11 protein-coding genes are annotated in these 15,721 nt (G+C 63.3%); 6 read left to right on the forward strand and 5 right to left on the reverse strand.

The genetic code is table 11. The features are described 5' to 3' along the window. Window positions 1–64 precede the first annotated feature (64 nt). From gmd to GD606_RS01780, 4 genes are all read left to right on the forward strand, one after another. Window positions 65–1,162, forward strand: coding sequence for a GDP-mannose 4,6-dehydratase (gmd, locus tag GD606_RS01765; protein WP_163302204.1), 1,098 nt, complete (start codon window positions 65–67; stop codon window positions 1,160–1,162). Between the two features lie 186 nt (window positions 1,163–1,348). After that, complete coding sequence (locus GD606_RS01770) at window positions 1,349–1,699, forward strand: hypothetical protein (RefSeq protein ID WP_163302205.1); 351 nt, start codon at window positions 1,349–1,351, stop codon at window positions 1,697–1,699. A 134-nt stretch (window positions 1,700–1,833) separates the two neighbouring features. Beyond that, complete coding sequence (locus tag GD606_RS01775) at window positions 1,834–4,404, forward strand: TIGR03960 family B12-binding radical SAM protein (RefSeq protein ID WP_176629181.1); 2,571 nt, start codon at window positions 1,834–1,836, stop codon at window positions 4,402–4,404. A gap of 262 nt (window positions 4,405–4,666) precedes the next feature. Then, complete coding sequence (locus tag GD606_RS01780; protein WP_246298926.1) at window positions 4,667–7,288, forward strand: M16 family metallopeptidase; 2,622 nt, start codon at window positions 4,667–4,669, stop codon at window positions 7,286–7,288. Window positions 7,289–7,383: 95 nt separating this feature from the next. Here the strand turns inward: GD606_RS01780 and GD606_RS01785 are convergent, their stop codons facing one another. Further along, window positions 7,384–8,061 (reverse strand): hypothetical protein, encoded by a 678-nt coding sequence (locus tag GD606_RS01785; RefSeq protein ID WP_163303569.1) that lies wholly within the window; start codon window positions 8,059–8,061, stop codon window positions 7,384–7,386. Window positions 8,062–8,403: 342 nt separating this feature from the next. Here GD606_RS01785 and GD606_RS01790 point away from each other — a divergent pair, with 342 nt between their 5' ends. Continuing rightward, a complete protein-coding gene (locus GD606_RS01790; protein WP_163303568.1) occupies window positions 8,404–8,610 on the forward strand; it encodes a cold-shock protein in 207 nt (68 codons plus the stop codon). Between the two features lie 91 nt (window positions 8,611–8,701). On the opposite strand, the gene GD606_RS01795 is transcribed toward GD606_RS01790, so the two are convergent. Continuing rightward, the gene (locus GD606_RS01795; RefSeq protein WP_163303567.1) at window positions 8,702–10,132 is read right to left on the reverse strand and encodes an outer membrane homotrimeric porin; all 1,431 of its coding nucleotides are present in this window, start codon (window positions 10,130–10,132) and stop codon (window positions 8,702–8,704) included. A gap of 165 nt (window positions 10,133–10,297) precedes the next feature. Between GD606_RS01795 and GD606_RS01800 the strand changes: the two genes are divergently transcribed. After that, window positions 10,298–11,644, forward strand: a complete 1,347-nt coding sequence (locus tag GD606_RS01800; RefSeq protein WP_163303566.1) for a TrpB-like pyridoxal phosphate-dependent enzyme — start codon at window positions 10,298–10,300, stop codon at window positions 11,642–11,644. Between the two features lie 254 nt (window positions 11,645–11,898). Here GD606_RS01800 and ybeY read toward each other — a convergent pair whose 3' ends face one another. Genes ybeY through GD606_RS01815 form a run of 3 tightly spaced genes read right to left on the reverse strand, consistent with a single transcriptional unit; the run spans window position 11,899 to window position 15,576 of the window. Beyond that, window positions 11,899–12,312: an rRNA maturation RNase YbeY gene (ybeY, locus tag GD606_RS01805; protein WP_163303565.1), complete on the reverse strand. Its 414-nt coding sequence runs from the start codon at window positions 12,310–12,312 to the stop codon at window positions 11,899–11,901. Continuing rightward, window positions 12,309–14,627, reverse strand: coding sequence for an HD family phosphohydrolase (locus tag GD606_RS01810; protein ID WP_163303564.1), 2,319 nt, complete (start codon window positions 14,625–14,627; stop codon window positions 12,309–12,311). The genes ybeY and GD606_RS01810 overlap by 4 nt, the downstream gene beginning before the upstream one ends. Continuing rightward, window positions 14,602–15,576, reverse strand: coding sequence for a PhoH family protein (locus tag GD606_RS01815; RefSeq protein WP_163303563.1), 975 nt, complete (start codon window positions 15,574–15,576; stop codon window positions 14,602–14,604). The genes GD606_RS01810 and GD606_RS01815 overlap by 26 nt, the downstream gene beginning before the upstream one ends. Between the last annotated feature and the right edge of the window lie 145 nt (window positions 15,577–15,721).

The following is a 15,721-nucleotide window of genomic DNA, read 5'->3' on the forward strand; positions in this document are numbered from 1 at the left end:
CTGCAAAACGGATATCCTGGCCGCAGCATCCGTCATCCACACCCTTTTGCGGAGTCCCCGACCCATGGCCCAGCAAAAAGTCGCCCTTATTACCGGCATTACCGGTCAGGACGGCGCGTACCTGGCCGAGTTTCTGCTCGAAAAAGGCTATCTGGTGCATGGCATAAAGCGCCGGTCATCCTTATTCAACACTCAGCGCATCGACCATCTCTATCGCGACCCCCACGACACCGGACGCCGCATGATCCTGCATTACGGCGATATGACCGACGCCACCAACCTCATCCGCATCGTCCAGCAGGTGCAGCCCGACGAGATCTACAATCTGGCCGCCCAAAGCCACGTCAAGGTGTCTTTCGAGTCGCCCGAATACACGGCCAACGCCAACGCCCTCGGCCCATTGCGACTGCTTGAGGCCATCCGCATCCTGGGGCTGGAAAAAAAGACCCGCTTCTACCAGGCCTCCACCTCGGAACTCTTCGGGAAGGCCACTGAAACCCCCCAGACCGAGACCACCCCTTTTTATCCCCGCAGCCCCTACGCCGCAGCCAAGCTCTACGCCTACTGGATCACCGTGAACTATCGCGAGGCCTACGGCATGTTCGCCTGCAACGGCATCCTTTTTAACCACGAGTCCCCGGTGCGCGGCGAGACCTTCGTCACCCGCAAGATAACGAGGGCCCTGGCTCGCATATCGCTCGGCCTGCAAGAGCGGTTGTATCTGGGCAATCTCGACGCCAGGCGCGACTGGGGCCATGCCAGGGACTACGTGGAGATGCAGTGGCTCATGCTCCAGCAGGACACGCCCGAAGACTATGTCATCGCCACGGGCATGCAACATTCCGTGCGCGACTTTGTGATGATGGCCGCGCACGCGGTGGGCATCCCCCTGCGTTTTACGGGTTGCGGGATCGAGGAGAAGGGATGCCATGCCGAGACCGGACAGTGCCTTGTAGCTGTCGATCCGCGCTATTTCCGGCCCACGGAGGTGGAAAGCCTGCTGGGAGATGCGGCCAAGGCCCGGCGGAAGCTGGGCTGGACGCCGCGCATCACCCTGGAGGAACTCGTTGCCGACATGATGCGCACGGATGTGCATGAGGCGAGGCGCGACGCCCTGTGCCGGAAAGAAGGCTATTCCACCTTCTGCTTCAACGAGGAATAGGTCGGGGGGCGCGGAGCCGTTTTTTAAGGGTGCGCCCTTGACAGTGCCCTTTTCGGGAACTACCTCAAACCGTCCCTGCACTGCGGGGCGATCATGATCGGCCGACGCCCGGGGCGCGGCTGTTCCCTTATCCCCAAAAAAAACACGCGCCGCCTGGGCGCGCGCGCATACGGAAAGGAGCTTGACATGGCCTATGACATCCGGCTGATGAAACTGGTCAACGGTGAAACCATCCTGGGTAAAATGGATGAAAGCGGCAAAAAATTGACCGATGTGGCCATCCTCCAGACCGTGCCCACCCAGCAGGGCGTGCAGATGCTTATTCTGCCCTTCGGCTATCCCTTCGAAACCGAGGTCGGCGGGGAGATTTCCACGGAACATGTGATGTACGAATACAAAAAGTTCCCCGAAGAGATCAAAACCAAGTATCTGGAAGCCACCAGCAACCTCACCCTGTCCACGGCCGGGGATCTGCGGACCATCAAGAACATGGCCGGGCCCGCCAAGGGCGGCCTGGGCGGACTGATCACGAAGTAGCGCGAAACGGCCGCCGTCGGCTGTTTCCACCTCTCGCCACGGTTTCGACTGCATCCGGCCGCCGCATGGGCGCTTACCCTGCGGCGGTCCTTCCCTGTTTCCCGGGCGGCCCGTCTTGGCGCCGGAGATTTTTCATGCGCGACATCCTGGCCCTGGTCCCCAAGCCCAGCCATTTTTCCGGAAGCGAGTGGGGCGCGGTGCGCAAGCCCGACGCCGTGGCCCGGGTGGCCCTGGCCTTCCCCGATCTCTACGAGGTGGGCATGTCCTATCTGGGGCAGGCCATCCTGTATGAAGCCGTCAACCGCCGCGACGGCCTGGCCGCCGAACGGGTCTACGCCCCGTCCAAGGAGGCCGCCGCCGTCCTTCGCGACAAGGGCGCGACTCTGTGTACCCTGGAGACCGACACCCCCCTTTCCCGGTGCGACATGGTGGCCTTCCACCTGACCCACGAGCTGTGCTACACCAATGTCCTTTACATGCTCGATCTGGCCGGACTGCCGCTTTTTTCCTCCGAGCGCGACGCCTCCATGCCCCTGGTGGCCGCTGGCGGCGGCTGCGCCTTCAATCCCGAACCCCTGACTCCCTTCATCGACATCGCCGTGCTTGGCGACGGCGAGGAGATTTTGCCCGCCCTGCTTGAGGCCGTGCGCGATTCCCGGGCCAGGGGCGAGGACCGGGCCACGCTTTTACGCGCCCTGTCGCGGCTGCCGGGCATCTATGTGCCGTCTTTTTTCGAGGCCGCGCCGGGCGGCGGCGTGCGGCCCCTGGTTCCCGGCTACGAGCAGGTGGAAAAGGTTCTGGCGCCCGATCTCGATGCGGCGGTCTTTCCCACCCGGCGGCCCGTGTCCTTCGGCCAGGCCGTGCATGACCGGCTGGCCGTGGAGATCGCCCGGGGCTGCACCCGGGGCTGCCGTTTCTGTCATGCGGGCATGGTCTACCGCCCCGTGCGCGAGCGCAGCCTGGACACCATCTCCTCCCTGGTGGACGAGGGCCTGCGCTGCACCGGCTTCGAGGAACTGTCCTTTTTGTCCCTGTCCACCGGGGACTTCTCGGCCCTGGAGAGCCTTTTTTCCCAGTCTGCGCACAAATGCCGCCGGGAGCAGGTGTCCATCTCCCTGCCGTCGCTTCGGGCCGGAACCTTAAGCGACCCCATGCTCGAGATCATGGCCCGCATCCGCCGCACGGGAGCGACCCTGGCCCCCGAGGCCGCCACCCAGCGCCTGCGCGACGTGATCAATAAAGGCATCTCCGAGGAGGACATCCTCTCCCATGCCGGTCGGCTGTTCGCCAAGGGCTGGCAGCAGGTCAAACTCTATTTCATGATCGGGCTTCCCACCGAGACTCGGGCCGATGTCCAGGGCATCTTCGAACTGTGCCAGCGGGTGCTGGCCCTGGCCCCGCGCGGCGTCAAACGCCTCCAGGTCACGGCCGCCGTGTCCCCCTTCGTACCCAAGCCCCACACCCCGTTTCAATGGGAACGCCAGGACTCGAAGGAGGACACCACCCAAAAGATCGCCTTTTTGCGCGACCTGTTTTCCACCAACAAAAAACTGGTCATGCGCTGGCATGAACCGTCCATGAGCCGCCTGGAAGGCGTCTTTTCGCGCGGCGACCGGGCGCTGTCCGGGGCCGTGCTGCACGCCTACCGGGCCGGGGCGCTTTTTTGCGACTGGCTGGACCATTTCGATCCCGCCCTGTGGGACGAGACCTTCGCCGCCTGCGGCATTGATCCCGACGCCTACCTGGCCGCCCGCGACCCGGATTCGCCCCTGCCCTGGGACCACCTGAAAACCGGGGTGTCCACGGCCTACCTCAAACTGGAACGCCGTCGGGCCCGGGACGGCGCGCTGACCCCGGACTGCCGCTTCGGCGACTGCTCCGGCTGCGGCCTGTGCTCCTTCGACGGCCGCCGCTGCGGGCTTCCCTCCCAGGCCCATTTGGACATCCGGCCCCGGCTCAACCGCAGCCGCCCGGAACTCCCGGCAGAGACGGCCGCCCCCGACGTCGTCCCCGAAGACCTGATGCTCAAGGCCGCCCACTACCGGGTCTGGTACGCCAAACTCGGACCCGCCGCCTATCTGAGCCAACTCGAACTGCAAAGCGTCTTCGAACGCTCCCTGCGCCGGGCCGGGGTCAGTCCCACGTTTTCCAGCGGCTTCCACCCCATGCCGCTTCTGTCCTTCGGCTGGGCGTTGCCCGTTGGGGTGGAAAGCCAGGCCGAATGGTTCGCCGTCTATCTGCGGCGTCCCCTTTCCCCCGAGGCCTTCGCCCGGCTCCTGGCCCCGGCCCTGCCCGAAGGGCTCGTCCTGTCCCACGTCGAGGAATTGGGCATGGGGCGCAAGGTGACCCAACCCGTGGCCGAGGAATTCACCCTGCGTGTTCACGCCCCGGACAGCCCGGCCCTGGCCGCCGAAACCCTCGCCGCCTTCGCCGCCTTCGCCGCCGCGCCCCATTTTCCCTATCTGCGCGAGACAAAAAAAGGCGTCAAAAGTGAGGACATCCGGCCCCTTTTCGAACACCTCGAACCCCTGGACCCGGATGCCCTGCGCCTTGTGTTCTCATGGCGGGAGAAATATATCAGCCCCGTAAAGCTCATTCGCGCCGTCTGTCCCGACACGCCTCCCGAGGCGCTTCGGCTGACCAAGACACGGCAGATATTTTCGGGAGGCGGGGGCGCCGCCCCCGCACCCCCGGCAGGGGGGTAACCCCCCTGCACCCCGTGTTACGCATCGGGTTTGCCCCGGAAAACAAAGCTTTCCGGGGCAAACCCGACGCGAAATCACCGGCCGCATGGTCTTCCCGAAACCCGCGCTTCCGGGCTTGGGCCGCCGCCGCAAAGCGGCGGCGGCCCAAGCCCGGTGACGGGGGGGCCGGGGGGACAATGTCCCCCGGGCGGGGTACGGGGCGGCAGCCCCGGCGCACGGCGCACGGTGGGGCGGCAGCCCCGATGTACAAGGAGGAATGCTGATGCTGCGCAATGTGATCGTTTTTTTCGTCATGCTTATGGCGGGACTGGCCCAGGCTGCGAACGGGGCCGTGCCCAGGATATCGGTGCTCAAGAACGGGATGACCGTGGCGGTGATCGAGGACGAGCGGTTTCCGTTGGCCTCGGTGCGTTTGTATGTGCATGCCGGGTCGGCCTATGAGACGCCGGAGCAGTCCGGGATCAGCCATCTTTTGGAACACATGGTGTTTAAGAGCACCCAGAAGCGCCAGGTGGGGCAGGCGGCCAAGGACATCGAGAGCGCGGGCGGCGCGGTGAACGCGGCCACGAGCTTTGACTACACGGTTTTCTACGCGGACATGCCCGCGGACAGGTGGCTGGTTGGGCTGGAGGTCATCCAGGACATGATTTTCGGGGCCAAGTTCGACCCGGAGGAACTGGCCAGCGAAAAAAAGGTGGTGCTGTCCGAAATCGACCGGGGCAAGGACGATCCGGATAACGTCATTTTCCAGGATTTGCAGGCCCTTTTGTGGCCGGGAACCGGCTATGAACGCCCGATCATCGGTTTTCGGAACACGGTGTCGGGTTTTACGGGTGAAGACATCAAGGGATATATTTCCCGGTGGTATCAGCCCCAGTCCATGCTTCTGGTGGTGGCGGGCAAGGTGGATGCCGGGGAGGTGGTGCAACAGGCCGAGGCCCTTTTCGGGGGCATGCAAAACGACCGGACCATCATGCCGCCCATGCCCCTGACGCTCACGCCGGGCGTCAAACCCGAGATCAAGGTGGAGTTCGGGGAATGGAACAAGGTCTATTTGAGCGTGGCCTTTCCCACGGCCGGGATGCGCGCCCCTGAGGAAGCGGCGCTGGAGATCTTCGCTCAGCTTCTGGGGGGCGACGAGACCTCGCGGCTGTATCGCACGTTCAAGTATGAGAAACGGCTGGTGGACGAGATTTCGGCCTCGTCCATGACCCTGGAGCGCGGCGGCGTGCTGTATATCGGGGCCACGCTGGACGCGGCCAACCTGGAGACGTTCTGGAAGGAGCTTTTGGCGAATCTGGCCGGACTGCGGGTCGGGGATTTCACGGATCGGGAGATCGAGCGGGTCAAGCTCAACCTCGAAGACGGGCTTTTTCGGGCCAAGGAGACCATCCCGGGGGTGGCCTCCAAGTTCGGGTCATTTGTGTTTTACGGCTACGGGATCGAGGGCGAGGCGAATTATCTGCGGGCGGCGTCCCAGGTGGACAGGGCGGAGTTGCAGAAGGTGATGGACGGGGTGCTGCGTCCTGGCGATCTGCGGGCCGTGGCCCTTCTGCCCAAGGACGCCCAGGGCAAGGTGGACGCCGCGCGGCTGGAGAAGGCCGTGGCCGCGGTGTGGCCTGCAGCGGCCGGTTCGGCCAAGGCCCAGAACGGATCGGGCCGGGAGAAAAAGGCGGAGATTGTGGATCTGGGCGGCGGCCGCCGACTGGTGCTCCAGCCGGACGCGGCCCTGCCGTATGCGGCCGTGTCCATGGTCTTTGCTGGCGGCGACACGCTGCTTTCCCCGCAGGACCAGGGGTTGGCGCAACTGGCCTCGTCGGCCCTGACCATGGGGACGGCCAGTCGCGGGGCCGTGGAGATCCAGGACTTTTTATCCGACCGGGCGGCCACGCTGTCCGCTGCGTCGGGTCGGGACACCTTCAGCCTGGAGGCCAGGTATCCGACCCGGTTCGCAGGCGACGTGCTGGGGCTTTTCGCCGAGGTGCTGCGTGAACCGGCCTTTGCCGCCTCCGAGATGGATCGGGCCAGACAGAGCCAGTTGGCGGACATCAAACGCCAGGAAGACGAGCCCATGGGGCTGGCCTTCCGCAAGCTTTTCCCCTTCCTGTACGCCTCGGGCGGCTATTCCTTTACCCGGCTCGGGGAGCCGGAACGGGTGGCGGCCTTTACCCCGGACGATGCGCGGCGGTTTTTCACCCGCCAGATGCGCCTGCCGTGGGTGGTGTCCGTGTGCGGCGATTTTGACCGCGAACAGATGGTGGCCCTGGCCAAATCCCTGGCGGAACTGTGCGGCCCGGCCGAGCCCTATGCCTTTGCGGCGCCTGAATGGGGAAAGAAGCGGGAGGAGAAGCTGACCCTGGCCGGACGCAATCAGACCCATCTGCTGTGGATCTTTCCGGTCTGCGGCACTTCCGGGGCGGACACCCCGGGGCTTGAGCTGTTAAACAGCGCCCTGGCCGGGCAGGGCGGGCTCCTGTTCCGCGATCTGCGCGACAAGGAGAGCCTGGGCTATTCGGTGACCTCGTTTCTCTGGCAATCGGTCAATACCGGGTTTCTGGCGTTTTATATCGGCACGGAGCCGGACAAGGCCGCCCGGGCGTTGGAGGGGTTTTCCCGGGTGGCGGGGGATTTGCGGCGGCAGGGAGTGCCCGATGTCGAGATCTCCAGGGCCAGGAACCTGTTGTGGGGCGACTACCAGCGGGGACGGCAACGTCTGGGGGCGCGCAGTTCCGAGGCGGCGAGCGAGTTGGTGCATGGCTTTGGCATGGACCACAAGCGTGAGATTATTGAGAAGGCCGTGACCCTGTCCGGGGAGGATGTGAAGGCCCTGGCCGGGAAATATCTCGACCCGGACAAGGCGTATGTGATGCGCATTGATCCGTAACCATCTACGCCGCACGGCGGGCATGACAAAAAAACGGCCCGTCCTCCGAGAGAGGACGGGCCGTTTTCTTGTGGGCGGGAATCGAAGCGGGCCGGTCAGGGCTTTTTGGCGGCGGCGTCCAGCATGGACTTTTTGTATTGCTTCACCAGCGTTTCCTTTTCCAGGTAGACGGGCTGGAACCAGAAGCTGGCGTCGCCTGTGCCGTCTTCGGGGTGGTAGACGCAATAGATGTTCACGTCGCCGATGGACCAGGAATTGTAGTGTTTATCCGGGATGGTCTCCGTCGGGGGGCCGTAGGTGGCCCGCAGATCCCCCAGTACGGCCATGAAGGTCTCGGCGCCCTCGAAATCGATCCAGACATGATAGAAGGCGTTGTCGTAAAATTCGTAAAGGATGCGCGAGACGCCGTGCCCGGCGAAGGTGTTGGGCACGCTTTGGCGGGAATAGGTGGTGGTGCGCAGTTCCGGGATCTCCGCTTCCAGTGTGGAATCGGTCATGGCCGAGGCAGGCGATCCGAAGGTGATGCCGCCGAACCCTTTGGGCGGGGCAGGGATGGATGCTGCGGCTTTCTCGGGGGCCTTGGCCCCGGGGGCGGCGGGTTTGCCCTTGGCGGCGGGTTTGGCCGGGGCGGCGGGTTTGCCGGAGTTGATCGAGGTGGTGGACGGGGGCGGGTCGCCCGCCTTGGTCTTGGTGGTGGACGGGCCTTTGGGCACGCAGGCCAGGGGCAGGGCCAGCAAAAAAAGAATCAGAACCGGACGAAGGACATGTCGCATGGGGTCAAACCTCGGAATATGGCGTCTTAGTGGGGCCGTGAGGCATGGCCCGGAGAGGCGAAGAAAGCATGATTTCGCCGGACAATGTGAAGAAAAAGCAAAATATCCCAAGAGGATACCTTGGGATGTGCCCAGGGCGCGCCCCCGGCCAGGCGTCGTTGAGTCAGCTGGATTGAAGAAGCGGGCATGCCTTGCATCGCCCCAGAAGTAGCAGTTTGGGTGGTGGTTGAAAAGGGATTTTGAAAAATCATGTTGCCAAAGAGTTGAAAATAACTATAAAGGCGATTTTCAGGGTCCGAGGCGACGGTTCGAACGTGTGTTTTTTCACAAGGAGAAGTGGGTATGACTGTTGAGGGCGTGGTAAAGTGGTTCAATGAGAAGAAGGGTTTTGGCTTCATTCAGCAGCGCGAGGGTGATGACGTTTTTGTCCATTATAAGGATATCCAGGGAGCTGGATTCAAGACTTTGGCCGAGGGTGAGAAAGTTTCCTTCGAAATTGTGGATGGGGAGAAAGGCAAAAAGGCCGTCAATGTGACGCGCCTGGGATAGCTTTGTTTTTTGCAATACGTCGCGTGCGGACCTGAAAAAAACACGGGCGGCTCGAATCTTCGGGCCGCCCGTGTTTCTTTTCAAGGTCCGGCTAGAACGTGTATTTAAATCCCAGGGCCACCTTCCAGGCGTCGTTGATCATGTGCGTGAACTGCCGGGTGGGGCTGTTCCATATGCTCGATTTGGCCCCGGACAGGTTGGCCCAGCCGGTTTCCAGGGTCAGGGCCAGATTGTCGTAGATCATGTACCGGGAGTCGACGGTCAGGCCCAGGAGCCATTCCCCTTCGGCCAGGGTCTTGCCCATGGTCAGGTACTCGCCGTTGCCTCCCGAGGCGGCCACGGCCAGCCGCATGCCCCGTGGCGAACTGGTCCCGGTCATGGCCGTCAGCGAGATGATGTGGGAGAGCCGCTCGAAAAACGAGAGGTTTTCAAAGGCCAGGGTGGCGCCCATGGAGCCAGTGGGGTCCACGCCGATGTTGTCGTTGGTGAAATCCTGGTTGCACGGGAAGAGAAAGGAATTGGCCATGCCGAAGTTGGGGGAGATGGCCGGGATGCGTTCGCTGCCGTTTGTCAGGCTGTCGTCCTCGCCGCTGGACCACCACACGCCGATCTCCGGGGTGACGAAGGACAGCCCGGTATACTGCACCCCGGCGTCGAAGAAGTAGCCGTAGCGGCGATTGCGGGCGGCGTCGGCCATGGCTGTCTGGCCGTAGATGGCGTCGGCCTGGAAGACGATGGGGGCAAGGGCGTCGATGACCAAGGAGGCCCCGGCCCACAGGCCGAGGTTTTGGTTGTCCTGGTAGCCTGTGGGGGTCAGGTACGAACCGCCCGAGCGCAGACCGGCCCGCACGGAGGATGACAGGTTCGCTCCCTGGCCGATGACCCCGGCCATGGCCCAGGGGGTGATGTCGACGCCGTCCAGGGTGATGGGCAGGGTGAGAAAGTACAGGTCCAGTTCGTCGGCCACCTGGGTGGTGGTGGCGTCGAAGGCCCCATTGTCCGTGCGCCGGGTGAACCCCAGGTTCAGGGCCAGGGTATCCTCAATGAGCGGGGCGGTGATCACGATTCCTGCCGTGCTCTTGGTCCCCTGCTTGGAGGCCAGGATCACGCTGTCGTAGAAAACGGGTGACTGGGGCAGGGACAGGGGTTGCAGGCCCACGGTGAATTGTATCTTCGTATCCGGCCACTTGAACTGGAGATAGGCCTGGTAGACCTGGATGCTGACCTGGGCGGCGTCGGCGGTATAGGTTCCCGTGCCCCAGGCCGTATCCGTGACCATGAATCCCAGACGGAACTTCAAGGCGTCGCTGGTGATGAAGTCCGTCCGGATGCGGAACCGCTGGTAGATCTGCAGGGTGTCTTCGGTGGCCGTACCGGTGGCGTTCCATCCGGTGAAGTTGCGGTTTTGGAAGAAAATGCCGTAAACCCGGAAATCTCCAGCCATTTTGACGTCCAGGCCGGCCAGGGCGGAGGCGGCCGGACACAGCAGGACCACAAGCAGGCAGATCACAATTCGGCGCATGGCGGAGGCTCCTTGGCAAAGCAGGTTCTTTCGGACGGAAAATTGACAGCGGGCTATGATAATGTCAATCCAACACGGTCAACGGACCACCGCGTGATCCACGGCCTGGCAGGGGAACACCGGGGATGCAACCACCCTATATGACAGAGAAAGAGGATATGTGACATGGAGACGAAGATTTTACTTCCAGAGAGGGAAATGCCCACCAGATGGTACAACGCCCTGCCCGATCTGCCCACGCCCCTGGCCCCTCCGCTTGATCCCCAGACGCACAAGCCGCTGACCCCGGACCAACTGGAACCCATCTTTCCCAAGGCCGTCATCGAGCAGGAGCTGTCTCCCAAAAACTGGATCGACATCCCCGAACCGGTCCTGGACATCTACCGGCTCTACCGGCCCACTCCCCTTATCCGGGCCAAACGCCTGGAAGAGGCCCTGGGGGTCAAGTGCCGCATCTATTATAAAAACGAGTCCGTGTCCCCGGCGGGATCGCATAAGCCCAACACCGCCATCCCCCAGGTCTATTACAACAAGATCGAGGGCGTGAAGCGCATCGCCACCGAGACCGGCGCGGGCCAGTGGGGCACGGCCCTGTCCTTTGCCTGCGGCATGTTCGGGTTGTCCTGCACCGTGTACATGGTCAAGGTCAGCTACAACCAGAAGCCCTATCGTCGAAGCCTCATCCAGGCCTACGGCGGCGAGGTCTTCGCCTCGCCCTCGGACAAGACCCGCACCGGCCAGGCGATGCTGGAAAAAGACCCGGACTGCGCCGGGAGCCTGGGCTTGGCCATCTCCGAGGCCGTGGAGGACGCGGCCACCCACGACGATACGAAGTATTCCCTGGGCAGCGTGCTCAACCATGTGCTCCTGCACCAGACCATCTGCGGCCTGGAGACGGAAAAGCAACTGGCCATGATCGGCGAGAAGCCCGACTATCTGGTCGGTTGCGTGGGCGGCGGCAGCAACTTCGCCGGTCTGTTTCTGCCGTTTTTGCCGCGCAGGCTGGCCGGGGAGAAGGTGCGGTTCATCGCCATCGAGCCCAAGGCCTGCCCCACCCTGACCCGGGGCGATTTCCGCTACGATTACGGCGACGTGGCCAGGCTCACCCCCCTGATCAAGATGCATACCCTGGGGCATTCCTTCATGCCCGCGCCCATCCACGCCGGGGGCCTGCGTTACCACGGCGATGCCCCGCTTCTGTGCAATCTGGTGGCCGAGGGGCTGGTCGAGGCCGAGGCCTATCATCAACTGGAGTGCTTTGACGCGGCCAAGCTTTTCCTGCGCACCGAGGGCTTTTTGCCCGCCCCCGAAACCTCCCACGCCATCAAGGGGGCCATTGAGACGGCCAAACGGGCCAAGCCCGGCGAGGTGGTGGTCTTTTTGTATTCGGGCCACGGTCTGTTGGATCTTGCTTCCTACGACGCCTACCTGGGCGGCAAGCTGACCAACTTCGAGTATCCCGAGGAGCATATCACCGAGGCCCTCAAGGCCTGCCCGGTGATCGAGGAATAGACGCGCCGCTGGCGGCGTGTTGGGCCGCTGTACGTATCGGCATGGAGAAACGCCCCTCTTCCTTTCTCAGGCAGTGGGGCGTTTCGCCGTTGGAGGGGAACGGGCCTGGAGGCGGAGGCGACAGGCCGGTTATTGGCGGCGCGGCGGAAAAACGGGGAGGCGGACACAGAAAAGGCGCGTTGTCGCAAGGGCTGCTGCGGCAGGGATGCGGGACGGCCATCCGGCGAGGGGCTTATGCAGCCGGAGCCGTGGGGTCAGGATTGGGCGACGGCCGCCACGGCCTGGTCGGTGAGGTCGAACATCCGGGGGCCGTGGTCGAATCCGGCCAGGTGCAGGATGCCATGGCACAGCATGCGGATGAAGTGCTGCCGGGGCGGCTGGCCATAGAGAAAGGCCTCGCGGGCCACGGTGTCCACGCTGATGGCCATGTCGCCCAGGTAGTCGGGCTGGCCGGGGTCGTCCAGGGGAAAGGACAGGACGTTTGTCGGGCCGGGGAGGCCCAGATAGGCGAGGTTGAGGGCCTCGATCTCCTGGTCCGCGACCACGCGCAGGGAGAGGGTTTTTCCCGGCAGGCCGAGAATCTCCAGGGTCTTGTCCACAAGAATCTGGAGGTCGCGCCGGGAGATGGGCATATTCACCCGGCGCAGGCCCGGAGAGACCTCGATCATGCGGCCTGTTCCGGGGAGGGCTTGGCGATTTCGGCCGGAGCCTCTTTGGGTTTTGCGGGTTTGTTGCCGCTGCGGTCGATGGTCGGATATTCGATGCGTTGGTGGAAGATGCCGGTCAGGATGCGGTGGAAGGTCTCGGTCAGAAGCGTGAGATCCTTCAGCGTCAGTTGGGACTCGTCCAGCTCGCCCTCGGTGTAGATCTTGCGCAGGATGCTTTGGATGTGCCCCTTGATGCGGCTGGGGGTGGGATCGACCAGGGTCCGGCTGGAGGCCTCGATGGCGTCGGCCAGAAGAATGAGCCCGGCCTCTTTGGATTGCGGCTTGGGGCCGGGATAGCGGAACTCTTCCTCGCGCACGGGGTCTTCGCCCTTGGCCTCGGCCATCTCCTGGGCCTTGTGGTAGAAAAAGGTGATGAGCGTGGTGCCGTGGTGCTGGCTGATGAGGTCGGTGATGACCGGCCCGAGCTTGTGTTCCCGAGCCAGTTCCACGCCCTTTTTGACGTGGGAGATGAGGATCAGCGCGCTCATGGAGGGCGTGAGCTTGTTGTGGCGGTTCTCTTTCCCGGAGATGTTCTCGATGAAATATTGGGGATTCTTGAGCTTGCCGATGTCGTGGTACAGGGCCGCGACCTTGGCCAGAAGGGCGTTGGCCCCGATGACCCGGGCTCCGGCCTCGGCCATGTTGGAAACCACCAGGGAGTGGTGGTAGGTGCCGGGGGCCTTGACCATGAGTTCCTGGAGCAGGGGCTGTTCCAGGTTCATGAGCTCCATGAGCCGAAAGCGCGAGGAATAGCCGAAGATCAGTTCCATGATGGGCGAGATGCCCATGACTGCAAGCAGGGTCAGAAGGCCGTTGAGGACAATAAAGAAGACGCCGGTTCCCGCCGTGGCCAGATCGATGAAGTCCATGAGGTTGACGGCGACCCACATGAAAAGCAGCGTGGCGATGAGCGGGATGCTGGTTTTTAAGACCTGGACCCGGGTTTCGGAGCGTTTGAGCAGGAAGATGAAGATCATGGCCCCGATGAAGTAGTAGCAAAAGAGGTTGAGGTCCGCGCCGATCAGGCGGCAGGTCAGAAACGACAGCATAAGGCTCATGAGGATGCACAGCCGCTTGGGGAAAAACAGGGCCAGGATGCCCGAGGCCCCGGCCAGGGGCAGGCTGTAGGCGAAGTACATGGCCCGCACGGATTCGGGAACGTCGCCAGTTGGCAGGCGCACGGCGTTGCCGAATTTGGCGAACAGTCCAAAGGCCAGAAACACCGTGCCCAGAAACAGCCAGTCCTTGTCGGAGACGGCCCGAAGCCCTCGTTTTTCGAGGGAAAAATGCAGCACCAAAAGCAGGAGCAGACACATGACGAGGCCGCCCACCCCTTCCATATATTGCACGCCGCCGGACTGGAGGCGGTAGAGGGACTGGAGCTTGAGCTGCTGGACCGGGCCCACCCGCTCACCCTGGCGGACGATGATCTCGCCCTTTTTGATGTTGTAATACAGGGGCTCCACAGCAGCCATGATCTCGCGCTTGCGCCCCTGGGTGGTCTCCTGGTTCAGGGTCAGGTTGGGAACCAGAAAGGGGTGGATGAGGGCGCTGACGGCCTTGCGCACCCGTATGGGCCGGTTGAGATCGGTCTTGAGATGCGCCTCCAGGGCGTCGCGGATCTGTTTGAGGTCTTTGATGTCCCGGGGGTCGATGCGCAGCATTTCCATGTTGCTGGGCAGATCGCGGATGAGGATGCCGTTTTTGTAGGCCAAAAGGATGCTTGAAGCCGAAACCACGCCAGGTTCGTAGGCCGTCTTGATCCAGGGCAGGATCCGGGTGCGCACCAGGTCGCGCAGATCGGCCCGTTGCCAGGAGTCGATGACGTCCTGGCCGATTTCGACATTGAGATTTTCAGAGATCTGCCAGCGCAGTTTTTCCAACTCTTCGCCGCTGGCCTCGGATACGGCGTTTAAAATGTCGTCCACGCCCTTGGTCAGGTCGATGAAGGGTTTGGGGCTCAGGTCGAAGACCGGGGGCTGGGTCTCAGCCACCTGTTCGCGGCGGCTGGCCGTGGCCGCGGTATCCTCGATCTGGAGGTTCTGGTCGGCGGCCACGTCGTGGGTGGCCACCTCGCCGGCCACGAAGAGCTTGATGCGGTTTTGGAACCCCATGGTGGACAAAAGGCAAAGGACGGCCAGAACCGTCAGGAAAAAGAGCAGCCCGGCCACGGGAAACGGTTTGACGTCTTTTCCCGGCGCCTTCTGCGTGGCCTTGCCCTTGATCTGGGCCTGGGGCCGCAGGTGCTTTTTAACCTTGTCGAAGATCTCGCTCATAGGCCTGTACGATCCGTCCCACCAGGGGGTGGCGGATCACGTCTTCCTCGTGAAAAGCGATGAACGCCAACCCCGCCACATCGGTCAAGATGCGTCTGGCCTCCACCAGCCCGGAAACGGCCCGGGGAGGGAGGTCGATCTGGGTCACGTCGCCGGTGACCACGGCCTTGGAGCCAAGTCCCAGGCGGGTCAAAAACATCTTCATCTGCTCGGGGGTGGTGTTTTGGGCCTCGTCGAGGATGATGAAGGCGTCATTTAGGGTCCGGCCGCGCATGAAGGCCAGGGGCGCGACCTCGATGACCCCGGTCTCGATCATCTCATGAACCTTCCGGAAGTCGAGCATGTCGTTTAAGGCGTCGTAGAGGGGGCGCAGATAGGGCGTGACCTTTTCGATCATGTCTCCGGGGAGGAACCCGAGTTTTTCCCCGGCCTCAACCGCCGGGCGGGTCAGCACCAGCCGCTTGCAGCGCCGTTCCAGAAGGGCCGAGACCGCCATGGCCACGGCCAGATAGGTCTTGCCGGTTCCGGCCGGGCCGATGCCGAAGACCAGGTCGTGTTCGCGGATGGCCGCCACATAGTCTTTCTGGGTGGCGGATTTTGGGGTGACGGTCTTTTTGGGGGAGACGGCCACGGCGTCGCCCGAAAAAACGGTTCCCAGCCGGGCCTCTGGCTCCCGGGCCAGGACGGCCAGGGCCCGCTCCACATCCCCCTGGCCCACGGGAAGCCCCCGGCGCAGGATGCCGTAAAGCTGCACCAGCACGCTTTCGGCATGGGATACGGCTTCCCTGGACGAGGCCCGCAGGGTGGCGGTGCTGCCCCGGGTGTCGATCTGTGCGCCGCTTTTTTCGGCGATCAGCGTGACGTTCTCGTTGTGCGGCCCGAAGAGATCCCGGGCCAGCAGCGAGTCGTCGAAATCCAAACGGCGCTCAAAGCCGCTACGATGGCTCATGTGTCTCCATGACGGCGCATGCGTCCGCAGGACGGAAAAAACGCGTCGGCCTCAACAAGGCTGCAGGTCGCCTCGGGGGATGCTTCCGCCGTCACCGGGCAATACGCAAATCCAGGCCGGACCACAAGGGGATGTCCGGGATTTC

The sequence above is a fragment of the Desulfolutivibrio sulfodismutans DSM 3696 genome (assembly GCF_013376455.1).
GTDB lineage: Bacteria > Desulfobacterota > Desulfovibrionia > Desulfovibrionales > Desulfovibrionaceae > Desulfolutivibrio > Desulfolutivibrio sulfodismutans.